This window comes from Streptomyces sp. NBC_01716, from assembly GCF_036248275.1.
Taxonomy (GTDB): domain Bacteria; phylum Actinomycetota; class Actinomycetes; order Streptomycetales; family Streptomycetaceae; genus Streptomyces.
In genome coordinates, this window is record NZ_CP109181.1 from 6743101 (window position 1) to 6766740 (window position 23640).

Consider the following 23640-nt stretch of genomic DNA (forward strand, 5'->3'; position numbering starts at 1 on the left):
GTGCCGGTCAGGATTGTCAGTGGGGCGTGGCAGGATCGAGTACGTGGCTGAGACAGCGTCGAAGAAGACCGAAGACAACCGTCCTCGCCTGCTCCTCATGGACGGGCACTCCCTGGCGTACCGGGCGTTCTTCGCGCTGCCCGCGGAGAATTTCACCACCAGCTCCGGCCAGCCGACGAACGCCTTCTACGGCTTCGCCTCGATGCTGGCCAACACCCTGCGTGACGAGGCGCCCACGCACTTCGCGGTGGCCTTCGACGTGTCACGCAAGACATGGCGCTCGGAGGAGTTCCCGGAGTACAAGGCGAACCGCTCCAAGACGCCCGACGAGTTCAAGGGCCAGGTCGAGCTGATCGGCGAACTGCTGGACGCGATGAACGCGCACCGGTTCGCCATCGAGGGCTTCGAGGCGGACGACGTCATCGCCACCCTCGCCACCCAGGCCGAGGAAGCCGGCTTCGAGGTCCTCATCGTCACCGGCGACCGGGACTCCTTCCAGCTCATCAGCGAGCACACCACGGTGCTGTATCCCACCAAGGGCGTCTCCGAGCTGACCCGCTTCACCCCGGAGAAGGTCCAGGAGAAGTACGGCCTGACCCCCGCGCAGTATCCGGACTTCGCCGCCCTGCGCGGCGACCCGTCGGACAACCTCCCGGGCATCCCGGGCGTCGGCGAGAAGACGGCCGCGAAGTGGATCAACCAGTTCGGCTCCTTCGCCGAGCTCGTGGAGCGCGCCGAGGAGGTCAAGGGCAAGGTCGGGCAGAATCTGCGCGAGCACCTGCCCTCGGTCAAGCTCAACCGCCATCTCACCGAGCTCGTGCGCACCGTCGAGCTGACGAAGACCGCACAGGACCTGGAGCGCTTCCCGTACGACCGGTCGGCCGTCACCGGTGTGCTCGACGTCCTGGAGATCCGCAATCCGAGCCTGCGCGAGCGGCTGCTCGGCGTGGACCCCGGCGCCGTCGAGGACGAGGCCCCGGCCCCCGACGCGGGCATCGAGCTCGACGGCAAGGTCCTCACCTCCGGCGAACTGGCGCCCTGGCTCGCCGAGCACGGCGACGAACCGCTGGGCGTCGCCCTCGTCGACACCTGGGCGCTCGGCACGGGCAGCATCAGCGAGGTCGCGCTGGCCGCGGCAGACGGCGCCGCCGCCTGGTTCGACACCACCCAGCTCGACGAGGCGGACGAGAAGGCGTTCGGCGCCTGGCTCGCGGCGGCGGACCACCCCAAGGTGCTGCACAACGCGAAGAGCGCCATGCGGGTCGCCCCCGAGCACGGCTGGCGGGTCGGCGGCGTCACCATGGACACCGCGCTCGCCGCGTATCTGGTCAAGCCCGGCCGCCGTTCCTTCGCCCTCGACGCCCTCGCTATCGAATACCTCGGACGCGAACTCGCCCCGGCCGCCGCGGGCGACGGGCAGCTCGCCTTCGGCAGCGACGACCAGGCCGAGGCCGACGCGCTGATGACACAGGCGCGCGCCGTCCTCGACCTCGGCGACGCCTTCACCGGACGGCTGGAGGAGGTCGGGGCCACCCGGCTGCTCCAGGAGATCGAGCTGCCCACCTCCGCGCTCCTCGCCAAGCTGGAGCGCAACGGCATCTCGGCCGACCAGCCCCATCTGGTCACCCTGGAGCAGCAGTTCGCCGCCGCCGTCCAGCAGGCGGTCAAGGAGGCGCACGCGTCGGTCGGCCACGAATTCAACCTCGGCTCGCCCAAGCAGCTCCAGGAAGTCCTCTTCGGCGAGCTCGCCCTGCCCAAGACCAAGAAGACCAAGACCGGTTACACGACGGACGCCGACGCGCTGGCCTGGCTCGCCGCGCAGACCGAGCACGAACTGCCCGTCCTGATGCTGCGCCACCGCGAGCAGGCCAGGCTCCGCGTCACCGTCGAGGGCCTGGTCAAGATGATCGCGTCCGACGGCCGGATCCACACCACCTTCAGCCAGACGGTGGCGGCCACCGGCCGGCTCTCGTCCACCGACCCCAACCTGCAGAACGTGCCGGTGCGCACCGACGAGGGCCGGGCCATCCGCCGCGGGTTCGTCGTCGGCGAGGGCTACGAGTCGCTGATGACCGCCGACTACAGCCAGATCGAGCTGCGTGTCATGGCCCATCTGTCCGAGGACGCCGGTCTGATCGAGGCGTTCACCTCCGGCGAGGACCTGCACAACACCGTCGCCTCCCAGGTGTTCGGTGTGGAGCGGGCCGCCGTCACCCCCGACATGCGCCGCAAGATCAAGGCGATGTCGTACGGACTGGCGTACGGCCTCTCGGCGTTCGGCCTCTCCCAGCAGCTGAACATCGAGGCGGCCGAGGCACGCGGCCTGATGGACACCTTCTTCGAACGCTTCGGCGGCGTACGGGACTATCTCCAGCGAGCGGTCGAAGAGGCCAGGGCCACGGGCTACACGGAGACGATGCTCGGCCGCCGGCGCTATCTCCCGGACCTCAACAGCGACAACCGGCAGCGCCGCGAGATGGCCGAGCGGATGGCGCTCAACGCCCCGATCCAGGGCACGGCCGCCGACATCGTGAAGGTCGCGATGCTCCGGGTCGACACGGCGCTGACCGAAGCCGGGCTGGCTTCGCGCATGCTCCTCCAGGTCCACGACGAAATCGTGCTGGAGATCGCCCCCGGTGAGCGGGAGCGGGTGGAGGAGCTGGTGATCCGCGAGATGGCCGCGGCGACCGAGCTGCGGGCGCCGCTGGACGTCTCCGTGGGCGTCGGCCCGGACTGGGACTCGGCCGCCCACTGACAGCGGCCCCCGCTCCTGTCTCGCTGGGCGCTCAGCGCGATCCCGTACGTGAACGATCGGGCGCCGTCCGGTCGTTCGCGGCCGGCGGCGCCACCGGCTTCGTACGGGCTCCGCGCAGCCGCATCCCCGCGCCGTACAGCACGAGTCCCGCCGCCAGCCCCGCCCCGGCGCCGAAGCAGAGCGTCGGGATGACGTCCAGCGGCGTCGACACCTGCCCGTGGTAGTCGTACCAACGGATGAACCGGTGCGCCATGGCGGTCAGCACGCACCCGGCGAGCAGCGCGTAGGCGAGCATGCGTTCGCGCCGTACGAGCACGGGCACCGAGCCCGGCGCGGGAGACCGGGGCAGCCGGCGCAGGGCGGAGACCGTGAACCAGCAGAGCGCCACCGCCGCCAGCGCCGAACTGCCGTACTGCGTGTACGTGTAGAGCGGGAAGCCGGCGACGACCTCCCCCAGCGCGGGCACCATACGGGTGCCCCACCGGTCGATGTGCGTGAACGCGTCCCACACCACATGGGTGGACGCGCCGAGCACCGCCGAGACGTAGAACCGGGCGGCGAGCGCCCCGCGCCCTCCGCCGCGCCGGTCGGGTCCTCGTACGAAGGCGTACGCCCGCCCCTGCCAGGCGGTGGGCAGCAGCGAGAGCAACGGCTCACGCAACATCAGCCAGAGGCCCACCAGGGCCGCGGCGATGACGGCGTCGACGGTGAACAGGCCCACCGGGCCGTGCGTCACCTCGCCGAACTCCATGGCGGCAGGCACGGCGGTCGCCGCGAAGTACGTCATGTCGGGTGCCATCGACCCGGCGACGAGCGCGGAGGCGAGCAGCGGCCCGCGCGACGTGCCGTCCCTTCTGATGCCCGGCAGCACCGCCGCGGCATGGCTCAACGTGAAAGGCACGGCATGTCTCCCGGGGGCGTGTGGTCGTCCGATCAGGCAGGGAACACGCCCACCTGGCACGGAGTCAGTATGGAGGACGCCACTTCCTCGCCACCGGTTCGACCTACGGGAAGCCGGGAGGTGGCGAACCGGTGAAAAGCGGTCAGCGGCCCATGTGCGTACACAGGGAGTTGCCGTAGGGTCGCCTGAGTCCTCGCGCTGGGAGCGCGAACCGCTGTTCACCGGGAGGGACCAGACGTATGGCAGCGAAATTCGGCCGCCGGCTCCGCAGAGGGGCGACCACCACCGCGGTCGCCGCGCTCGCGGTCGCCGCACTCTCCGCCTCGCAGGCCCCGGCCATCGTCTCCGGTGGCGGTGGCGGTGACGGCGGCGGGAAGCAGGCGTCCGGATCGAGCGTGCCGGACGGCGACGGCTCGGCCTCCGGTGACTCCTCGTACCACACGGATCTCCCGCCGCTGAACACCCCGAACAAGCCCGGCACTTCGATCGATCTGCCAGGCCTCGGCAGTGAGTCGGAGGCCGGTATACCTGCCTCGGTGCTGGCCGCGTACAAGCAGGCCGAACAGAGCATCGCGATCACCAACCCCGGCTGCAATCTGCCGTGGGAGCTCCTCGCCGCGATCGGCAAGGTCGAGTCGGGCCAGGCGCGCGGCGGCAGGGTCGACAGCGAGGGCACCACGCTCACGCCGATCCTGGGCCCGGTGCTCAACGGTGTCGGCTTCGCCAACATCTCGGACACCGACAACGGCGAGTACGACGGGGACAAGACCCACGACCGTGCCGTGGGCCCGATGCAGTTCATCCCGTCCACCTGGGCCACCTGGGGCCAGGACGCGAACGGCGACGGCCGCGAGGACCCGAACAACATCTTCGACGCGGCGCTCGCCGCCGGCCGCTATCTCTGCGCCAACAACCGCGACCTGTCGATTCAGGCCAATCTCGACCAGGCGATCCTCAGCTACAACCGCTCGAACGAGTATCTGGCCACGGTCCTGTCCTGGCTCGACTACTACAAGCGCGGCACCCACGAGGTGCCGGACGGCACGGGCGTGCTGCCCACAGGCCCCGGCCCGCTGAACCCGGGCGGCTCCGGGAACTCGCCGAGCCCGAGCCCGAGTCCGACCTCGTCGAAGCCGGGCAAAACGCCGAGCCCCGGTTCGTCCCCGAGCCCGCAGGATCCGGGCGACTCGCCGTCGCCCAAGCCTCCCAAGCCCCCGAAGCCGCCGACGACGACACCGCCCGCGACCCCCGCGCCGACCGTCCAGCGGCTGGAGAACGCGGGCACGGGCAAGCTGTCCGCCACGGCGGGCGGGGCGTTCGCGGAGCGCGTCTCGGTGCGCGGCGAGGACGCCACCGGCAAGGCCGTCGGCAAGGTGGCCGTACGGTTCGAGATCGTCGGCGACACCGACGCGACGTTCACGGGCGGCGGCAAGCAGGCCACCGTCACCAGCGGCAGTGACGGCGTCGCCACGGCGCCCGCGCTCCAGGCGGGCGAGAACACCGGCGACTTCACGGTGCGGGCGAGTGCCGTGGGCCGTACGGTCCCGGCGCTCGACTTCACGGCGACGGTCACCGAGCGCCAGGCGGACGCGGTCGTCCGGATCAGCGACAAGGAACTCAACGCGGCGCCGGGCGCGGAGTTCGCCGACGCGGTCGAGGTCAAGGCCACCAACCAGGGCCAGACGGCTCCGGGCGTGGCGGTCAAGGCCACCCTGGTCAAGTCGGCCGACGACGCGTCGCCGGCCGACAAGGGCCCGTATTTCAAGGGCGCGGACGGTCAGCCGCTCAGGTCCCTGGAGGGGCTGAAGACGAACGACCAGGGCCTGCTCGTGCTTCCGAAGATCTACGCGGACGACACGACGGGCACGTTCCTGCTGCGGATCGAGACGGCGGGCGGCGCGACGGTGACGATCGAACTGAAGGTCACCGCCCCCGCGTAGCCCGGGGCCTACGGCACCCAGCGGGCGCCGCCCCTCTGTCACGGACGGAGGGGCGGCGCCGGTTCGTGCCGCGTGCTTACGACCGCGGACACGCCCTACCGCCGGTCCTTCAGGCGACGCGTCGCGACCGCCCGTGTCGGGTCCTCCGGCCACGGGTGGCGTGGGTAGCGCCCGCGCAGCTCCGCGCGTACGGCGAGGTAGCCCTCCCGCCAGAAGGACGCCAGATCCGCCGTGACGGCCGCGGGGCGCCCGGCGGGGGACAGCAGATGGACCAGCACCGGCACCCCCGCGACCTTCGGCGTCTCCGTCAGACCGAACAACTCCTGGAGTTTCACCGCCAGTACAGGCTGCTCGCCGCCGTAGTCGACCCGTACGCGCGATCCGCTCGGTACCTGGAGGCGCTCCGGCGCCAGTTCGTCCAGCCGCGCCGCCTGCCCCGACGACCACGGCAGCAGCCGCCGCAGCGCCTGGCCCGCCTCGATCCGCGCCAGATCGGCCCGGCGCCCGGCCTTCGACAACTCGGGCTCCAGCCAGTCACCGGCGCCGTCGAGCAGGGCCGCGTCCGAGACGTCCGGCCACGGAGCGCCCAACGTCCGGCGCAGAAAGCCCAGTCGCTCGCGCAGCGCCTGCGCGTCACGCGTCCAGTGCAGCAGGGCGCCCGGGCCCTCCCGCCGCAGACCCTCCAGCAGGGCTGCTCGCACCAGGGCCGGGTCGGGCCGGCGCAGCGGCCGCGCGGACAGTTCGATCGCGCCGAGCCGCCGCACCTGTCTGGCGACGACATCGCCGTCCTCCCAGCGCACCTCTTCGCCCGAGACCAGCAGATGCGCGGCGGCGTCACGGGCGGTGTCCTCGTCGATGACGGCGGCCAGCCGCACCCGGGCGGAGGCCGCCGTCGTAGGCCGGTCCGCGACGGAGACGGCCAGCCAGGGCGCGCTGCGCAGCCCGGACGCGTCGGCCAGTTCGGCACCGGTCCCCGACGCCATGAGGAACGCGCCGCCGCCACGGGCGCGCGCCACCCTCTCGGGGAAGGCGTACGCGGCGACGACCCCGACGACGGCATCGTCCGGCAGCGCGCCCGCCTCACCGCTGCCGCTGCCGCCACCGTCGTCGGCCTCGCGACCGCGCCCCCCGGCGGAGGCCAGCCTCCGCACCTCCCGGCGCCAGCGCGGCGCGTACGCGTCCCCGCCCCGTCTCGCCCTGCGCCACGCCGCCGCCAGGTCGTCCCCGTACGTCCTCGGCGGCTCCTCGCTCAGCAGTGCCACCACCTCCGCGGCCCGTTGCGCGCCGACCTCCCGGGCGCCGTCGAGCAGGGCGCGGGCCAGCCGCGGATGGAGACCGAGCCGGGACATGCGCACGCCCCGCTCGGTCACCCGGCCCTCGGCGCCGACCGCCCCGATCGCGGCCAGCACCGCCCGCGCGGCGGCCAACGCCCCCGCCGGCGGCGCGTCGAGCAGCGCGAGGCCCGAGGCGTCCGGATCGCCCCAGCACGCGGCCTGCAACGCGAACGACGCCAGATCGGCGACCTTGATCTCGGGCGCCGGGAACCGCGCGAGCCGCGCGTCCTCCGCCTCCTCCCAGCACCGGTAGACCACCCCCGGCCCCTCACGCCCCGCCCGTCCCGCGCGCTGGCGTGCCGTCGCCTGTGAGGCCCGCACGGTGGTGAGCGCGCTCAGCCCCCGCGCGTGGTCCGTACGCGGCTCACGCGCGAGACCCGAATCGACCACCACCCGGACGCCCGGCACCGTCAGGCTCGACTCCGCCACCGAAGTCGCCAGTACGACGCGGCGGTTGCCGTCCCCCGGCCCCGCGAGCACGGCGTCCTGCACCTCCGCCGGGGCCCGGCCGTGCACCTGAAGGACGTCGGCGCCCAGGCTGTCCCGGTCGCCCAACAGATTCGCCATCCGGACGATCTCGCCGACGCCCGGCAGGAACACCAGCACATCGCCCGCGCGCTCGGCCAGCGCCCTGTTCACCACCGTGCCCATATGCGTCAGCAGTGCTGGATCGACGCGCATCCCGTGCGGCGGACGCACCGGGCGCGACGGCGGTGCCCACACGACCTCCAAAGGATGCGTGACTCCCCGCGCCTCCACCACAGGCGCGTCCCCCAGCAGCCGCGCCCACCCCTCGGCGTCGGTCGTCGCGGACGCGGCCACCAGCCGCAGTCCAGGACGGAGCGTGGCCCGTACGTCCAGCAGGAAGGCCGCCACCGTGTCGGCGTCCAGATGCCGTTCGTGGCACTCGTCGATGATCACCACATCGACCCCACTGAGCTCCTGGTCGCGCTGGAGCCGCTGGAGCAGTACGCCGGTGGTCACCACCTCCACCACCGTGTCGCGTCCCACCACGCGCTCCCCGCGCACCGTGAACCCGACGCTCCCGCCGACCCGTTCGCCCAGCAGCCACGCCATCCGGCGGGCCGCCGCACGTGCGGCGATCCGGCGCGGCTCGGCGACGACCACCCGCCGCCGGGGTCCCTGCACGCCGCCGTGCACGCCCACGAGCCCGGCCAGCACGAGCGGCACCAGCGTCGTCTTGCCCGTGCCGGGCGGCGCGCACAGCACGGCGCACCCGGGCCCGTCGAGGGCCGCCTCCAGCGCGGGCAGGGCGGTACGGACGGGCAGGGCGCCGAGGGCGTCTTCGCGGATCACGCCCTCAGTCTCGTACGCAGACGAAGATCGCCGACCCCGGAATCAGATTCCCGCGCAGCGGCGACCAGCCGCCCCACTCCTGGGTGTTCCAGGCCGGCCACTCCGGCTCCACCAGGTCGACGAGCCGGAAACCGCCCGCCACCACGTCGCGTACCCGGTCACCCACCGTCCGGTGGTGCTCGACGTACATCGCGTGCCCCCGCTCGTCCTGCTCCACGTACGGCGTGCGGTCGAAGTACGACGCGGACACCGACAGGCCCTCGGGACCGGGCTCGTCGGGGAACGCCCAGCGGATCGGGTGCGTGACCGAGAAGACCCAGCGCCCGCCCGGCCGCAGCACCCGCCGCACCTCGCGGAACACCCGCACCGGATCGGCCACGAAGGGGATCGCGCCGTACGCGGAGCACGCCAGGTCGAAGGAACCGTCACCGAAGGGCAGCGCTCCCGCGTCCGCCTCCACAAGAGGCACCTCGTCGCCGATGCGCAGCGCGTGCTGGAGCTGCCGGTGCGAGAGGTCGAGCGCCACCGGACGGGCCCCCTGCTTCGTCAGCCAGCGCGAACACTGCGCCGCGCCCGCCCCGATCTCCAGGACGTCGAGGCCCTTGAGCGACTCGGGCGGCCCCAGGAGCTCCGCCTCCACCTCGTCCAGCCCCTCGGGCCCCCACACGAACCGGTCGTCGCCCAGGAAGGTGCCGTGCTCGATCTGATAGTCGTCCGCGTTCCGGTTCCACCAGCCCCGGTTGGCGCGGCTGCTCTCCGTGCCGTCACTGTCACGCCGGGTGGCCTCGGGCTCCCACTCCGTCTGACGCTCCGTGTGCTGATGCTCTGCCTGGTCTTGGCTCATCGTGTCCGTCGTCGTAGTGTGCGGAGAGGCCGCACGCGCCTGTGCCGCTCCGTAGTCGGCCGGTAGCGACCGGGGCCACGGTGCGGCCGCTGTGGCCTCATGAAACGAATGTTGTGCCGGGTATGGGGCGTTCCGCCCCGGGTGTGCGCCTTCGCGCATTGACCGTGTCCGGCTGCCCCCGTATGCTAAAGGTTGCGCTGCGGGCTTGCGCGCCTCAGACGTAGCAGGCCGCGCTCGCATCTGTTGTAGGTCCCCTCGGCTGTTCGAGGCGCCTTCCTCGTCGGGAATGGCGCTTCCCAGGCTGTCCGGCTTCCGGCAGATGGCGATACGGGCTCTCGGCGTGGCAGTACCTACGACTCAATGTCCGTACCGGAGCCTTTACCCACATGACGAGCAGCACCGAGACCACCGCCACCACCCCGCAGGTTGCGGTCAACGACATCGGTAACGAGGAAGCATTCCTCGCCGCGATCGACGAGACGATCAAGTACTTCAACGACGGCGACATCGTCGACGGCGTCATCGTGAAGGTCGACCGGGACGAGGTCCTGCTCGACATCGGTTACAAGACCGAAGGCGTCATCCCGTCCCGCGAGCTTTCGATCAAGCACGACGTCGACCCCAACGAGGTCGTCGCCGTGGGCGATGAGATCGAGGCCCTCGTTCTCCAGAAGGAGGACAAGGAAGGCCGGCTCATCCTGTCCAAGAAGCGCGCGCAGTACGAGCGCGCCTGGGGCACGATCGAGAAGATCAAGGAAGAGGACGGCATCGTCACCGGCACCGTCATCGAGGTCGTCAAGGGTGGACTCATCCTCGACATCGGCCTCCGTGGCTTCCTGCCGGCATCTCTCGTCGAGATGCGCCGCGTCCGCGACCTCCAGCCCTACGTGGGCAAGGAGCTCGAAGCCAAGATCATCGAGCTGGACAAGAACCGCAACAACGTGGTCCTGTCCCGCCGTGCCTGGCTGGAGCAGACGCAGAGCGAGGTTCGCCAGACCTTCCTCACGACCCTGCAGAAGGGCCAGGTCCGCTCCGGCGTCGTTTCCTCGATCGTCAACTTCGGTGCGTTCGTGGACCTCGGCGGTGTCGACGGTCTCGTGCACGTCTCCGAGCTCTCCTGGAAGCACATCGACCACCCCTCCGAGGTTGTCGAGGTCGGCCAGGAAGTCACCGTCGAGGTTCTCGACGTGGACATGGACCGCGAGCGTGTCTCCCTGTCGCTCAAGGCGACGCAGGAAGACCCGTGGCAGCAGTTCGCCCGGACGCACCAGATCGGCCAGGTCGTTCCCGGCAAGGTCACCAAGCTCGTTCCGTTCGGTGCGTTCGTCCGCGTCGACGAGGGCATCGAGGGTCTGGTCCACATCTCCGAGCTGGCCGAGCGCCACGTGGAGATCCCGGAGCAGGTCGTCCAGGTCAACGACGAGATCTTCGTCAAGGTCATCGACATCGACCTGGAGCGCCGTCGCATCAGCCTCTCGCTGAAGCAGGCCAACGAGGCGTTCGGCGGTGACCCGGCCTCGGTCGAGTTCGACCCGACGCTGTACGGCATGGCTGCCTCGTACGACGACCAGGGCAACTACATCTACCCCGAGGGCTTCGACCCCGAGACCAACGACTGGCTCGAGGGCTTCGAGGCTCAGCGCGAGGTGTGGGAGACCCAGTACGCCGAGGCGCAGACCCGCTTCGAGCAGCACCAGGCGCAGGTCATCAAGTCCCGCGAGGCCGACGAGGCCGCCGCTGCCGAGGGCGCTGCCGCCCCGGCCGGCGCGGCTCCGGCCGCCTCCGGTGGCAACGGTGACGGTGGCGGCGGCGGTTCGTACTCCTCGGAGTCCCAGGACAACTCCGGCGCCCTGGCGTCGGACGAGGCCCTGGCCGCCCTGCGGGAGAAGCTGGCCGGTGGCCAGAGCTGACGCTCTGACTCCGTAACCGGCTACGGAGACCGGTTTTCGTAACCGGTCGACAGCTCGACGTAAGGCCCGCTCCCCGGGGGAGCGGGCCTTACGCATGCCCGCACCGCCGGGGCACCCCCGGGCGCATCGCCGGGCCGCGAAGATCAACGGCGGCCAAGTGCCGTACGCTGTCGGCCTGTTGATTCCCGTACCACCGGCGCCGGGACCCACGGTGCCCGCACGGACGGGTTCCGGTCCGTCCGTCACCGGCCGGATGCGGGGTGCGCCGCCGGGGAATGCTCACGCCCGGAGGCGCGTTCTTCCTGAGGAACACGAGGAGGACCGGTAATCGTGCTTGATCCGCAGGATTTGTACGAGTGGGAGCCCAAGGGCCTGGCAGTCGTCGACATGGCGCTCGCGCAGGAGTCCGCGGGCCTTGTCATGCTCTATCACTTCGAGGGCTACATCGACGCGGGTGAGACCGGCGACCAGATCGTCGAGAACCTGCTGGAGTCGCTGCCTCACCAGGTGGTGGCGCGCTTCGACCACGACAGGCTGGTCGACTACCGTGCCCGCCGCCCGCTGCTGACGTTCCGGCGCGACCGCTGGTCGGGCTACGAGACGCCGGCACTGGAGGTACGGCTCGTCCAGGACGCCACCGGCGCCCCGTTCCTGCTGCTGTCGGGACCCGAGCCGGACGTGGAGTGGGAGCGTTTCGCCGCGGCCGTCTCGCAGGTCGTCGAGCGCCTCGGCGTACGGCTGGCCGTCAACTTCCACGGCATCCCGATGGGCGTCCCGCACACGCGCCCCGTCGGCATCACCCCGCACGGCAACCGCACCGACCTCATGCCGGGCCATCGCAGCCCCTTCGACGAGGCCCAGGTGCCCGGCAGCGCCGAGGCGCTGGTCGAGTTCCGGCTGATGGAGACGGGCCACGACGTTCTCGGTGTGGCCGCGCACGTCCCGCACTACGTGGCGCGGTCCTCGTACCCGGACGCGGCGCTGACCGCGCTGGAGGCCATCACGGCGGCGACGGGACTCGTCCTGCCGGGCGTCGCGCACGCCCTCCGTACGGAGGCGCAGCGCACCCAGACCGAGATCGAGCGCCAGCTCGGCGAGGGGGACGAGGAGCTGGTGACGATGGTGCAGGGCCTTGAGCATCAGTACGACGCGGTGTCCGGGGCCGAGAGCAGGGGCAATCTGGTGGCCGAGCCGGTGGAGCTGCCGTCGGCGGACGAGATCGGGCTCGAATTCGAGAAGTTCCTTGCCGAGCGCGAGGGCGACTCCTGAGACGTCCGGACGTCCGGCAGTCTCGTAAAACGCCCGGTGCACGCTCTAGGCTGCGAGACATGCTGAAAGTGGGCCTGACCGGCGGAATCGGTGCCGGAAAGAGCGAAGTATCCCGACTGCTCGTCTCGTACGGCGCGGTGCTGGTGGACGCGGACAAGATCGCCAGAGAGGCCGTCGAGCCCGGGACTCCCGGGCTCGACGCCGTTGTCGAAGCCTTCGGGCCCGGTGTGCTCACCGCCGACGGGAGGCTCGACCGGCCGAAGCTCGGCTCGCTGGTCTTCTCCGACAGCGACAGGCTCGCCACCCTGAACGGCATCGTCCATCCCCTGGTCCGCGAGCGTTCGGCGGAGCTGGAGAGCGCGGCGGGGGAGGACGACATCGTCGTCCACGATGTGCCGCTCCTCGTCGAGAACGGGCTGACCGGGCTCTTCGACCTGGTCGTGGTCGTGGACGCGTCCCCCGAGACACAACTGGACCGGCTCGTACGGCTCCGGGGCATGGCCGAGTCCGACGCCAGGTCGCGGATGGCGGCGCAGGCCACCCGAGAGCAGCGCACCGCGGCCGCCGATCTGGTGGTCGACAACGACGGGCCGCTGGAGAAGCTGGAGCCGCGGGTCCGTGAGGTCTGGGAGCGGCTGGTCGAGCGGGCCACCGCCGACGCCCCCAGTGACCGCTGACGGGCCTCGCCGGCGGGCCCACCGACCGGTCCTCGGCCACCGAACCGTTTTGGAATACCGGCAACCTGTGCGACCTTGAACGCGCGACCGAGGGGAAGGATTCGACCGTGCCCGAGAGCCCGGAGACCCACGTCATCGACTACCGCGCGGCCGAGCAGCTGCTCGCCGCGCGCGACCCGCGCGGCGCGGTCAAGCTGCTGGACTCGGTGATCGCGGCGCATCCCGAGAACACGGCGGCCCGGCTGCTGCGCGCCCGCGCGTTCTTCGCCGCCGCCCAACTGCGTCCCGCCGAGCTGGAGTTCGAGCTGGTCCTGGAGCGTGAGCCGGACAACGCCTTCGCGCACTTCGCGCTGGCCCGTACCTATGAGCGGGCGGGGCGGCCCGAGCACGCGACGAAGCACTTCAGGCTCGCGGCGGCGCTCGACCCGAACCCCGAGTACCTCAAGGCGGCCCGTTTCGACTCCGACGACTGAGGTCGTCGTTCCGGTCGCTGTCCTTCCCCCATCTCCAGGGCCGCTCATCAGTGGTGCCGCCGCGTCGTTGGCCGTGATCCTCGAACGGCGGTACGTCGCGGCTCGGCTGGTAGCGGGACCCCTGGCGCATATGGCGGACGACCAGCACGAAGTCCGTGGCGACGATCAGCAGCAGCACCCCACAGGCGGCGGCCCAGCCGGGTTGGCCGGCGATCGCGAAGGCGACCGTGCCCAGGGTGAACCAGCACAGCCCCCAGACACTCAGCCACCAGCGCATCCGCAGCGGACTGCGCGCGGTGACGGGTTCATTTCCGGTGCGCATTGCATCGCACCTCCTGTTGATGACGTACCCGGTCCGCGCCCGCCCCGTCGGAAAGTCCGTCGATCCGACCTCCCGGAGAACGATGAGTTCCAGGCGCGGCGGGTGTCTACCTCTTTGAAAACACACCACGTGTTCAACGGAGGAGACCCCCAATGTCCGAGGCTACGACCACTCACGTGCCGGATGCATCCGCGCAGCTCACGTCGCCTTCCGAAGTCCGGTCCGCTTCCACGGCCGGTGCCGTCGGCGAGGCTCGGGGCGGGCTCTCGCGCCGTACGGACATCGTGGTCCGTACGCTCCAGATCGTCCTCGCGCTGTTCATGGCGATCCCGAGCGCCGGGCCCAAGATCATCGGCCACTCGGTGGCGGCCGAGTCGTTCGACGAGATCGGCTTCGGCGACTGGTTCATGTATCTGACCGGGGGCCTTGAGCTGGCCGGCGCCGTCGCGCTGGTCGTTCCGATCCTCTCGGGAGCCTCCGCGATCGCGCTCATCGGCCTGATGATCGGCGCCTTCATCACCCAGGTGACCGTCTTCGACGGTCAGAACGCGCTGACGCCGGTGATCCTTCTCGTCCTCTTCGCGGTGGTCGCGTGGGTGCGGCGGCAGAAGACCGTGGAACTCGTCGCCCTGGTGCGCCGGCGGGTCTGATCCATGGCCTCCCGCCGTCGCGTCTGAAGACCGCATCCTCGCGCCCTGGAGGATGCGGCCTTCAGGCATGACGGGGGGACTGTCAGACCCCCCGCCTAGACTCGCCGTAACGAGATCTCGCAGGTGTGCGACCTGGGGACCTGGACGGAAGGAGTCGGTGACGATGGCGCGACACGCGTTGGACGACGCGCTGCCGACTGTCCGGGCCGCTTCGGTCGTTCTTGAGGACACCGGCAGGGACGTGGACACGAACGTCGGCACCCACGCCGCCGGCTCCGCGACACCGCCGGCCCGCTGCGCGGTGGTCTTCCTGCCCGCGGGCCTGCCCCGTGAGGGACGTGTCGCGTTCTGGGTGCCGGAGGGGGAGCCGCCCGCCGAGGGCGACTTCACCACGGGCGATCTCACGGTCGTGGTCCCGGCCGACCACCATGATCCCGGCGACGGGGACGGCTCCGGCGGTCCGCACACGGACGTGGCGACCCGCGTCGTACGCGCCCTGCTCATGCCCGTCGCCGACGCCGTGCCCCTGCTGGTCCGTGCCCGCTCCGACGCCTCGGCCCATCCCTCGGCCGCCTGCTGGGGCGCAGCCGCCCTGCACGCACTCCACCTGGCGGCCCGTGGCCAGCTGCTGCCCGGCCTCACGGCCTCCGACCACGACGCCTGGCGCGCGGGCCCGCTCGACGCGGACGACATCGCCCAGTTGCGGGCCATCGCCGCCGCCATGCCGTACGAGGCGCACGCCGTCCCGCTGCCCGGTCCGCTCCCGCTGCGGCTGCCCGAGCCGGAGGCGCTGGTGCGGGCCTTCCTCGACGCGGTCGCGGACGCCCTGCCCCGCACGCCCGCCGCCGCGTTCGCCGCGGGCGCGCCCTTCGCCGCGCGGGCCGCGCAGCATCTGCCCCACGCCCGCTCCTGGGCGGCCGAAGCGGCGGCGGGTATGGACGCCGGGGTGCGCGTATCGCTGCGCCTCGACCTGTCCGCGTACGAGCTGTTCGACTCCTCGTCCCCGCGGGAGACCCCGGAGGAGTCCGGCACCGAGCGGCGTGCCGGGGCCGCCCTCGTCCAGATCCACAGCCTCGCCGACCCGACGCTCGTCATGGACGCGGCTCAGCTCTGGGCGGGCGACGGCGACGACCTCTTCGGCCCGCGCGCCCGGATCGACGCCCTGCTCGCGCTGCGCCGCGCCGCGCGCGTCTGGCCGCCGCTCGCCAGGCTGCTGGAGCACGACGTCCCCGCCGTGCTGCCGCTCTCCGAGGACGAGCTGTACGAACTGCTCGGTCCGGGCGCCGCGAGTCTCGCCGCCGCCGGAGTGGCCGTCCACTGGCCGCGTGAGCTGGCGCGTACGCTCTCGGCCGCCGCCGTCGTACGTTCCGCGCCCGGCTCGGCCACCGACGGCACACCCTTCTTCGACAGCACCGAACTGCTCAAGTTCAACTGGCAGTTGGCGCTCGACGGCGATCCGCTCAGCGAGGCGGAAATGGACGCGCTCGCCGAATCGCACCGGCCGATCGTGCGGCTGCGCGACCAGTGGGTGGTGATCGACCCCGACCTCGTGAGGAAGGCGCGCAAGCGGGAGCTGGGCCTGCTCGACCCGGTCGACGCGCTGGCCGTCGCCCTCACCGGCTCGGCCGAGGTCGAGGGCGAGACGGTCGACGCCGTCCCGACTGGCGCGCTGGCGGTCCTGCGTGACCGGCTCGTCGCCGGCTCGGCGGCCGTCCCGCAGCCCGCAGCCCTGGACGCCACCCTGCGCGACTACCAGCTGCGCGGTCTCGCCTGGCTCGACCTGATGACGTCACTCGGTCTCGGCGGCTGTCTCGCCGACGACATGGGCCTCGGCAAGACGATCACCGTCATCGCGCTCCATCTGCACCGCGCACGCCCGGTCCCCACACTCGTCGTCTGCCCCGCCTCGCTCCTCGGCAACTGGCAGCGGGAGATCACCCGCTTCGCGCCCGGCGTCCCCGTCCACCGTTTCCACGGCTCCGGCCGCACGCTCGACGGCGTGACGGACGGGTTCGTCCTCACCACGTACGGCACGATGCGCGGCAGCGCGCCCGAACTGGCCGCCCACACCTGGGGGATGGTCGTCGCCGACGAGGCCCAGCATGTCAAGAACCCGTTCTCCTCCACGGCCAAGGCCCTGCGCACGATCCCCTCGCCCGCCCGCGTCGCCCTGACCGGTACCCCGGTGGAGAACAACCTCTCCGAGCTGTGGGCACTCCTCGACTGGACGACCCCCGGACTCCTCGGCCCGCTCAAGTCCTTCCGCGCCCGCCACGCGCGCGTCGTGGAGAACGTGGAACACGCGGGGTCGGCGGGCACCACCGCGAGCGACGAGGCGGTGGAACGGCTCTCCCGGCTGGTCCGCCCCTTCCTGCTGCGCCGCAAGAAGTCCGACCCCGGCATCGTGCCCGAGCTGCCGCCCAAGACGGAGAGCGACCATCCCGTGCCGCTCACCCGCGAACAGGCCTCTCTCTACGAGGCCGTCGTCCGCGAGACGATGGGCGCCATCGAGAGCGCCGAAGGCATCGCGAGGCGCGGTCTCGTCATGAAGCTGCTCACCGCGCTCAAACAGATCTGCAACCATCCGGCGCAGTATCTGAAGGAGGACCGGACCAGACTCACCGGCCGCTCCGGCAAGCTCGCCCTGCTCGACGAACTGCTCGACACGATCCTGACCGAGGACGGCTCGGTCCTGGTCTTCACGCAGTACGTGTCGATGGCGCGGCTCCTCGCCGCGCATCTCACCTCCCGCGCGATCCCGTCCCAACTCCTGCACGGCGGCACGCCCGTGGCGGAGCGCGAGCGGATGGTGGACCGGTTCCAGTCCGGCGAGGTGCCCGTCTTCCTGCTGTCGCTCAAGGCGGCGGGCACCGGCCTCAACCTCACCCGGGCCGGCCATGTCGTGCACTACGACCGCTGGTGGAATCCGGCCGTCGAGGAGCAGGCCACCGACCGTGCGTACCGCATCGGCCAGACCCGGCCCGTGCAGGTCCACCGGCTGATCGCGGAGGGCACGGTGGAGGACCGGATCGCCGAGATGCTCGACGCCAAGCGCGCCCTGGCCGACGCCGTCCTGGGCTCGGGCGAAGGAGCCCTCACCGAGCTGACCGACCGTGAACTGGCCGATCTGGTCTCGCTCCGGAGGCCGTCATGACCGCGCCGCGCGTCCCCCGGCACGACGACCGCCGCCGTACGTTCCCCGCCCTGCCGCGACGGCCCCGGGCTGCGGGCGAGGGCGACTTCGCCACCAGCTGGTGGGGCAACGCCTGGGTGGAGTCCATGGCGGACTCCGCGCTCGACCCGGCCCGGCTGCGCCGCGGGCGCGCCTACGCGGACGGCGGGCACGTGGACGCGATCACGGTCACCCCGGGACGGGTGATGGCGTACGTGCACGGCTCCCGGCCGCGCCCGTACCGTACCGAGATCCGCCTGCGCACCCTCGGCGACGGCGACTGGGAAAGTCTCCTCGACACCGCCGCTGCCCGCCCGGACCATATCGCCGCCCTTCTCGACAAGGACATGCCGCAGGCGCTGGCCGCCACGGCGGACCTGCTGCCCACCGCGGGGGATCTGACCCCCGACTGCTCCTGTCCCGACGACGGATTCCCGTGCAAGCACGCGGCGGCGCTCTGCTACCAGACGGCGCGGTTGCTCGACGAGGACCCGTTCGTGCTGTTCCTGATGCGCGGACGGGGCGAGCACGAGATCCTCGCCGACCTGACCCGCCGCAACGCCACCCGCTCCGCCGCCGAACGCGGCACGGCCGCACCGCCCATGCCCACGGTCGACGCGGCAGCGGCGGTGACCCCCCACCCGCTGGGGACCCTGCCGCCGCCCTTCCCGCTGCCCCCCAACCCGGGCCGCCCGCCGGTCTATCCGCACACACCCGGCGCCCCCGACCCACTGGCGCTCGACCTGCTCGCCACGGAGGCGGCGGCCCGCGCGCACACGTTCCTCGCGACCGGTATCGACCCCGTCGCCGGCCTCACCCCCTGGCAGGACGCCGTCCGCCTGGCCGCCGCCCACCCGGGCTCCGGCCTCACCGCCTCCACCCGCGCTCTCTACCGCGACCTTGCGTCGGGCACCGACCACACCCCCACGGACCTGTCACGCGCCGTCGCCGCCTGGCGCCAGGGCGGCCTCGCGGGCCTGGCCGTCCTGGAAGACCCCTGGGACCCACCCGCCGGCCCCTTCGACCGGGCCCGCCCCGCCCTGATCGCGGCCGACTTCTCCCACTTCCGCCCCTGGCGCAACCGTCTCTCCGAGCGCTCGCTCCAACTCCGCTTCGGCCGCGACGGCCTCTGGTACGGCTACGAATCGGACCCCGACCAGGAAGACTGGTGGCCCCGCGGCACCCCGGACACGGACCCGGTGGGCGCACTGACAGCCCTGCTCGGACGGTGACCGTTAGACTCTTCTCCGTTACGGCCGACGGACCAAGGGGGCGCGGTGGAAGCCGAGTTGGTGGCACTGGCGGCGGCGGGAGCGACCGCCCTGGTGCAACAGATGGCAACGGAGGGCTGGACGGCGGCACGCGACCGGGTGGTGGCGTTCTTCGCGGACCGGAGCTCGGTCACCCCCGACTCGGTCGAGGAGGACCTGGAGACCGGCCGAGCCGAACTGGTCGCGGCCTACCGCGACGAGGACGAAGACCTGATGGCCGACGTCCAGTCCGAGTGGCGCACCCGCCTGCGCCGCGCACTGGCGGCGGACCCGTCGGCGGCTGCCGAACTCCGCACCCTGCTGGACGAGCTGTCCCCCGCAACACCCACGACGTACCAGGCGATCGACGTCCACAACACGATCACGGGCGCCACGGTGCACGGCCCGGTCATCCAGACGGGCGCGATCGGCAGGGTCGATTTCGGCGGCAAGGGCGCACACGGACGAGGCGGGCTCTGACGGATCGCCGTCGCGGCGGGGGAATGGGCATCCCCCGCCGCGACAGTTGTGCCTGATGGCCTGGCCCGCGTGGGGCCGGGGCCGGGGTCAGGCGGTGTGGAGCGTCAGGCCGTAGGTGCTGAGGATTTCGTTGATCGGCTGGAACCAGGTCTCGCCGCCGCCGCTGCAGTTGCCCCAGCCGCCGGACGTCACGCCCTGGGCCTGGTCGCCGCTGAGGAACGAGCCGCCCGAGTCGCCGCCCTCCGCGCAGACGCTGGTCTTGGTCATCTGGTGGACGGCGCCCTGGGCGTAGTTGACCGTCTCGTTCTTGCCGAGGACGTTGCCGCAGTGCCAGTGCGTCGTGGAGCCGGAGCGGCAGATCGAGGCGCCGATGGGGGCCGCGTTCGAGCCGCGCACCAGCTGGTCCGAGATGGTGCCCCAGCCGAGGACGACGGGCACGGTCCACCAGCCGTTGGCGACGTTCACCCAGGCGTAGTCGTTGCCGGGGAAGGACGAGCCCTGGAAGTTGCCGATGGCGGAGTTGTCCCAGCCGCGCACGGACTGGCCGCGCGGGCCGCAGTGACCGGCGGTGACGAAGCCGCCGTGCACCGAGAAGCCTATGGAACAGCGGACGTTGCCCGTGTAGTACGGGTCACCGCCCACGGTGCCCGCGGCGAACGTGGTCGGGGCCTGGGTCGTCTCGGCGACGGTCACCGGACCGGCCTTCTTGGCCTTGGCGACGAATCCGGCGACGGCCTTGTCGCCGCTCTCGGACGCCAGGACGTTCACCACGACCCGGTTGGTCTTCGGGTCGACGCGCCAGCTGCTGACGCCGGCCGGCGCGGAGAGCGCGTCGATGCGCTTCATGGTCGCGTCGAGGGCCCGCTCGCTGTGCTTCACGAGCTTGACCGTGGCGCCTGTCGCGCGCACGGCGGCGGCCTTGTTGTCGTCGGTGATGGCGACGGTGAGCTTGTTGTCGGCCGCGCTGAACCAGGAGCCGCCGTACGACGCTCCCGCCACCTTCTGCGCCTTGCCGTCGATGGCGGTCGCCGTCTTCTCGGCGGCGAGCCGCGCCACGGCCTGAGTCTTCGTCAGACCGAATTCTTCCTGCATGGCGGTGAGCAGGCCGGCGGACGCGGCGGGCGCCGCCTTCGATGCTGACGCCGAAGCTGACATCGATGTCGAGGCCGAGTCGGGAGTGGCGGCCGACGCGGGCGCGAGCCCGGCCGCCGCCCAGGTGCCGACGAGGAGGAGTGCGGACAGACCGGTGCTTACAACTGTCTTGCGTCTCAAGGCATTCGCCCTTCGGTTGTTCCAGCGATCGTGGGGTTGGAACAGTGGGACAGCGGAACAGTGCAACAGAGGGCGAGTGAGAGCGCTCTCATTCGCCTCGGCCGGAGCGTATCCAAGGATCAAGAACAGGTCCATGCCAATGGTGGAACGGAATCTGGGCAAGTCTCGATTCGCCTGGTCGGGAGGGTCCTGGCGGGTTGAAACGGAGTGTTCCGACGGGTGCCCGAACGGGCACGAGAGTCCCCAACAGACCCTTGACAGCGGGCTTTACAGCGTTGCAGGAGTCAGGCGGTGAACGCCCTCTCAAGAATCTGAACCCCTTGACACCCTCCCCAGGAGGTCATGTCGGCCACCCGCGTCCCCCGCGGGAGCGGGTCACAGCAACTCCGCCCACCGCACCAGCGTCGCGAAGTCCCGCTCCCGCAGACCGCGTCGCGGGTGGATGCGCAGAAGGAGCGCCGGGCCGTCGTGATGGGTCGAGACGTACGTCGTGTCCAGGTCGGTGATCATGTCGTCGACCCACGCGAACGGTCTGCCGTCCGCCCATTCGACCAGCGGCCGGGTCTTCCAGTAGAGACCGTCCGGGTCCTTCGCGAAGAGCTCGGGCCACTCGATCACCGGCAGATCGCCCGGCAGCCCGACGGCCGGCGCGATCATGGTGTTGGCCTCGTGCATCCAGGTGGTGGCCCAGGCCAGTTCGAAGGGCAGCTCGGTGAGTATCCGGCCGTGGGCGGGGTTGAGGCGTACCCGCAGCCCGCGTCTGTGGCGCCGGGATCCCGGCGCCTGACGGGAGAGCCAGTTCGACGGGCGCAGATGGTGGGTCGTGTACCCGCGCGGCCGGGTCAGCCGGGCGGCGTACGGGTTGAGGGGGCCGTCGACGTCGAGGAGGAGCAGTGGGCGAACCGTCATGGAGGTGAAATGCCCGCTGGGGACGGGGTTTACGGCTCTGCGCCCGTATCGCTCAGAAGTCGGCGAGCGTCCGTTCGTCCAGCCTCGCCACGGAGTCCTGGGCATGAGTACGGACGTAGGCGGCCCGGATCCGCTCGATCCGGGCGTCGCGCGACGTCGCCTCCGACGCCGGGTACAGCAGGATCAGCTCGTACGAACGCTCGCGTTCGATCGTGCCGTTGGAGTCGCGCCACTGGCCCCGGCCCTCCTGGATCGTCAGCCCGGACGGAAACTCCGGAGTGACATGGCGGTCGATGAACGCCATGAACTGACGGTCGGTCACATCCGGTTCGCCGTCGGGCCGTTCGGTACCGAAGAAGAGCCGCGTCTCGACATACGCCGCGCCGCGGTCGGTCCCGGCCGAGGGCTGCCGGCTGTCGAGGCTCGCGTACGCCGCCGGGGCTCCGACGCCCAGTACGGCGACCGAGGCCGCCGCGACGGCGAGCCACGCCAGCTGCCTCGGGGTACGGGGGCTGGTGAGCCGGGATGTCTTCGGCGTGGTCGGCACGTTCCGCACGGCGGGAGGTCGCTCTCTCTCGGAAGGTCCGCACGGAGGGCCCTCACATGCGGATTCACACGCGCGATCAACCGCCACATCACCCCGTCGAGACACCGGATCCGACCGGAAACCACCCGCATGAGTGCATGACCGCCCCCTTCGCACGAAGTACGTTGCTGCGATGACCACCGCTCCCGAGAGCCGCCCCGCCGATCTCGTCATCACCGGCTGCACCACGCTGACGCACGACGACCCCCATGGGGCCGGTGGTATCGGCTTCGTCGAGAACAGCGCGATCGTCGTACGCGACGGCGTCATCGAGTCGATCACGGCACCGGAGGCCGTCGCCGCTCTGCCCGCCGTCGAACGCGTCGACGCGCGCGGGCAGCTCGCCATGCCCGGACTGATCAACTGCCATACGCACACACCCATGGTGGCCCTGCGCGGCGTCGCCGAGGACGTGCCGATCGAGGAGTGGTTCAACGACTGGATCTGGCCCATCGAAGTCAATCTCACCGACCGCGACATCGAACTCGGCGCCCTGCTCGCCTGCGCCGAGATGATCCGCGGCGGGGTCACCACCTTCGCGGACCACTACTTCTCCATGGACGCGGTCGCCGCCGCCACCGAGGCGAGCGGGCTGCGGGCCAACCTCGGCTGGGGCTACTTCTCCAGCGAGGGCGCCGCCGGACGGGAGCGGTCGCTCGACTTCGCGCTGCGGGCGCGGGGCGCCGCCGACGGACGGATCACCACGTCCCTGGCGCCGCACGCCCCGTACACGGTGAGCGACGACGATCTGGCCGCCACCGCCGAACTCGCCCGCGAGCACGGTCTGTTGGTGCACATCCACGCCTCGGAGAACAAGGACCAGACCGCCGCGAGCGTCGCCGCGCACGGCCACACGCCCATCGAGGCCCTGCGGCGTGCCGGGCTGCTCGACGTCGACCTGCTGGTGGCCCACGGCACCGGGCTCACCGACGACGATCTCGCCGTACTCGGGCGCGGCGCCGGGCATATCGCGTTCGCCACCGCGCCCAAGGGCTATCTCAAGTTCGGCTGGGACATGACTCCGATGCGCGCGCTGGCCTCGATCGGCGTGCCCGTCGGCCTGGCGACGGACGGGGCGGCGTCGAACAACACCCTCGACATCTGGGAGAGCATGACGCTCACCGGGCTCACCCAGAAGTCGGCGGAGCGCGACCCCTCCTGGCTGACGGCGCGTCAGGCCCTCGACCACGCCACCACCCAGAGCGCTCAGGCGGTCGGCCTCGGCGACCGGATCGGCGTACTGGCTCCGGGACGGCGCGCCGATCTGATCCTGGTGGATCTGACGGGACCGCACACCCAGCCGGTCCACGACCACGCCGCGACTCTCGTCTTCAGCGCCCGCTCCGCCGATGTGCTGACCACGATCGTGGACGGGCGGATCCTGATGCGCGACCGAAGGCTGCTGACGCTCGACCTCCCGCAGATCGTCGGGGAACTGACCAGCCGGCTACCGGCGTTGACGGACCGTGGCCACGGTCGCCGCATCCAGGACTACGACCCGGCGTAGACGCGACGGTTCGGGCACGGGGGCGTGCCCCGTCCAGGTCCCGTACGCGCCTGTCGCATGTACCGCGTCGTA

At 71.5% G+C, this 23640-nt stretch carries 18 protein-coding genes; 11 read left to right on the forward strand and 7 right to left on the reverse strand.

Annotated features, from left to right (window positions below; all coding sequences use genetic code 11):
* The first annotated feature begins 43 nt into the window (after window positions 1-43).
* Complete coding sequence (polA, locus tag OIE74_RS29715; RefSeq protein WP_329389025.1) at window positions 44-2755, forward strand: DNA polymerase I; 2712 nt, start codon at window positions 44-46, stop codon at window positions 2753-2755.
* Between the two features lie 31 nt (window positions 2756-2786).
* Here the strand turns inward: polA and OIE74_RS29720 are convergent, their stop codons facing one another.
* The gene (locus OIE74_RS29720; protein WP_329389027.1) at window positions 2787-3656 is read right to left on the reverse strand and encodes a DUF4184 family protein; all 870 of its coding nucleotides are present in this window, start codon (window positions 3654-3656) and stop codon (window positions 2787-2789) included.
* A 239-nt stretch (window positions 3657-3895) separates the two neighbouring features.
* On the opposite strand from OIE74_RS29720, the gene OIE74_RS29725 reads away from it, so the two are divergent.
* The gene (locus OIE74_RS29725; protein WP_329389030.1) at window positions 3896-5596 is read left to right on the forward strand and encodes a lytic transglycosylase domain-containing protein; all 1701 of its coding nucleotides are present in this window, start codon (window positions 3896-3898) and stop codon (window positions 5594-5596) included.
* Between the two features lie 95 nt (window positions 5597-5691).
* On the opposite strand, the gene hrpB is transcribed toward OIE74_RS29725, so the two are convergent.
* Both hrpB and OIE74_RS29735 read right to left on the reverse strand, forming a co-directional pair.
* On the reverse strand, window positions 5692-8247 hold the full coding sequence (hrpB, locus tag OIE74_RS29730) for an ATP-dependent helicase HrpB (RefSeq protein ID WP_329389032.1): 2556 nt from the start codon (window positions 8245-8247) through the stop codon (window positions 5692-5694).
* A gap of 4 nt (window positions 8248-8251) precedes the next feature.
* Window positions 8252-9091, reverse strand: coding sequence for a class I SAM-dependent methyltransferase (locus tag OIE74_RS29735; RefSeq protein ID WP_329389034.1), 840 nt, complete (start codon window positions 9089-9091; stop codon window positions 8252-8254).
* 386 nt (window positions 9092-9477) lie between these two features.
* Between OIE74_RS29735 and rpsA the strand changes: the two genes are divergently transcribed.
* The 4 genes from rpsA to OIE74_RS29755 all read left to right on the forward strand — a co-directional run bounded on the left by rpsA (window position 9478) and on the right by OIE74_RS29755 (window position 13420).
* Complete coding sequence (gene rpsA, locus OIE74_RS29740) at window positions 9478-11001, forward strand: 30S ribosomal protein S1 (protein ID WP_329389035.1); 1524 nt, start codon at window positions 9478-9480, stop codon at window positions 10999-11001.
* 330 nt (window positions 11002-11331) lie between these two features.
* Window positions 11332-12270, forward strand: a complete 939-nt coding sequence (locus OIE74_RS29745; RefSeq protein WP_329389037.1) for a PAC2 family protein — start codon at window positions 11332-11334, stop codon at window positions 12268-12270.
* 59 nt (window positions 12271-12329) lie between these two features.
* A complete protein-coding gene (coaE, locus tag OIE74_RS29750) occupies window positions 12330-12947 on the forward strand; it encodes a dephospho-CoA kinase (RefSeq protein WP_329389040.1) in 618 nt (205 codons plus the stop codon).
* Between the two features lie 107 nt (window positions 12948-13054).
* Window positions 13055-13420 (forward strand): tetratricopeptide repeat protein, encoded by a 366-nt coding sequence (locus tag OIE74_RS29755; RefSeq protein WP_189108605.1) that lies wholly within the window; start codon window positions 13055-13057, stop codon window positions 13418-13420.
* Here the strand turns inward: OIE74_RS29755 and OIE74_RS29760 are convergent.
* The gene (locus tag OIE74_RS29760; protein WP_329389044.1) at window positions 13389-13742 is read right to left on the reverse strand and encodes a DUF6343 family protein; all 354 of its coding nucleotides are present in this window, start codon (window positions 13740-13742) and stop codon (window positions 13389-13391) included. The genes OIE74_RS29755 and OIE74_RS29760 overlap by 32 nt on opposite strands.
* Window positions 13743-13894: 152 nt before the next feature.
* Here OIE74_RS29760 and OIE74_RS29765 point away from each other — a divergent pair, with 152 nt between their 5' ends.
* From OIE74_RS29765 to OIE74_RS29780, 4 genes are all read left to right on the forward strand, one after another.
* The gene (locus OIE74_RS29765; protein ID WP_329389045.1) at window positions 13895-14392 is read left to right on the forward strand and encodes a DoxX family protein; all 498 of its coding nucleotides are present in this window, start codon (window positions 13895-13897) and stop codon (window positions 14390-14392) included.
* A gap of 163 nt (window positions 14393-14555) precedes the next feature.
* The gene (locus OIE74_RS29770) at window positions 14556-17546 is read left to right on the forward strand and encodes a DEAD/DEAH box helicase (protein ID WP_329389047.1); all 2991 of its coding nucleotides are present in this window, start codon (window positions 14556-14558) and stop codon (window positions 17544-17546) included.
* Complete coding sequence (locus OIE74_RS29775) at window positions 17543-18796, forward strand: SWIM zinc finger family protein (RefSeq protein WP_329389049.1); 1254 nt, start codon at window positions 17543-17545, stop codon at window positions 18794-18796. Before OIE74_RS29770 ends, OIE74_RS29775 begins: the two co-directional genes overlap by 4 nt.
* A 45-nt stretch (window positions 18797-18841) precedes the next feature.
* Complete coding sequence (locus OIE74_RS29780; protein WP_329389051.1) at window positions 18842-19294, forward strand: hypothetical protein; 453 nt, start codon at window positions 18842-18844, stop codon at window positions 19292-19294.
* A gap of 87 nt (window positions 19295-19381) precedes the next feature.
* Here OIE74_RS29780 and OIE74_RS29785 read toward each other — a convergent pair whose 3' ends face one another.
* The 3 genes from OIE74_RS29785 to OIE74_RS29795 all read right to left on the reverse strand — a co-directional run bounded on the left by OIE74_RS29785 (window position 19382) and on the right by OIE74_RS29795 (window position 22022).
* Window positions 19382-20566, reverse strand: a complete 1185-nt coding sequence (locus OIE74_RS29785; protein WP_329389053.1) for a S1 family peptidase — start codon at window positions 20564-20566, stop codon at window positions 19382-19384.
* A gap of 375 nt (window positions 20567-20941) precedes the next feature.
* Complete coding sequence (locus OIE74_RS29790) at window positions 20942-21475, reverse strand: hypothetical protein (protein WP_329389055.1); 534 nt, start codon at window positions 21473-21475, stop codon at window positions 20942-20944.
* A 52-nt stretch (window positions 21476-21527) separates the two neighbouring features.
* Window positions 21528-22022, reverse strand: a complete 495-nt coding sequence (locus OIE74_RS29795; protein WP_443076267.1) for a DUF3574 domain-containing protein — start codon at window positions 22020-22022, stop codon at window positions 21528-21530.
* Window positions 22023-22194: 172 nt separating this feature from the next.
* Here OIE74_RS29795 and OIE74_RS29800 point away from each other — a divergent pair, with 172 nt between their 5' ends.
* Complete coding sequence (locus OIE74_RS29800; protein ID WP_329389057.1) at window positions 22195-23568, forward strand: amidohydrolase; 1374 nt, start codon at window positions 22195-22197, stop codon at window positions 23566-23568.
* The last annotated feature ends 72 nt before the right edge of the window (window positions 23569-23640 follow it).

Coding starts and splice junctions, on each gene's coding strand:
- OIE74_RS29725 (WP_329389030.1), top strand. CDS start 3,896: ATGGCAGCGAAATTCGGCCGCCGGCTCCGCAGAGGGGCGACCACCACC.
- OIE74_RS29735 (WP_329389034.1), bottom strand. CDS start 9,091: ATGAGCCAAGACCAGGCAGAGCATCAGCACACGGAGCGTCAGACGGAG.
- rpsA (WP_329389035.1), top strand. CDS start 9,478: ATGACGAGCAGCACCGAGACCACCGCCACCACCCCGCAGGTTGCGGTC.
- coaE (WP_329389040.1), top strand. CDS start 12,330: ATGCTGAAAGTGGGCCTGACCGGCGGAATCGGTGCCGGAAAGAGCGAA.
- OIE74_RS29760 (WP_329389044.1), bottom strand. CDS start 13,742: ATGCGCACCGGAAATGAACCCGTCACCGCGCGCAGTCCGCTGCGGATG.
- OIE74_RS29765 (WP_329389045.1), top strand. CDS start 13,895: ATGTCCGAGGCTACGACCACTCACGTGCCGGATGCATCCGCGCAGCTC.
- OIE74_RS29770 (WP_329389047.1), top strand. CDS start 14,556: ATGGCGCGACACGCGTTGGACGACGCGCTGCCGACTGTCCGGGCCGCT.
- OIE74_RS29775 (WP_329389049.1), top strand. CDS start 17,543: ATGACCGCGCCGCGCGTCCCCCGGCACGACGACCGCCGCCGTACGTTC.
- OIE74_RS29790 (WP_329389055.1), bottom strand. CDS start 21,475: ATGACGGTTCGCCCACTGCTCCTCCTCGACGTCGACGGCCCCCTCAAC.
- OIE74_RS29800 (WP_329389057.1), top strand. CDS start 22,195: ATGACCACCGCTCCCGAGAGCCGCCCCGCCGATCTCGTCATCACCGGC.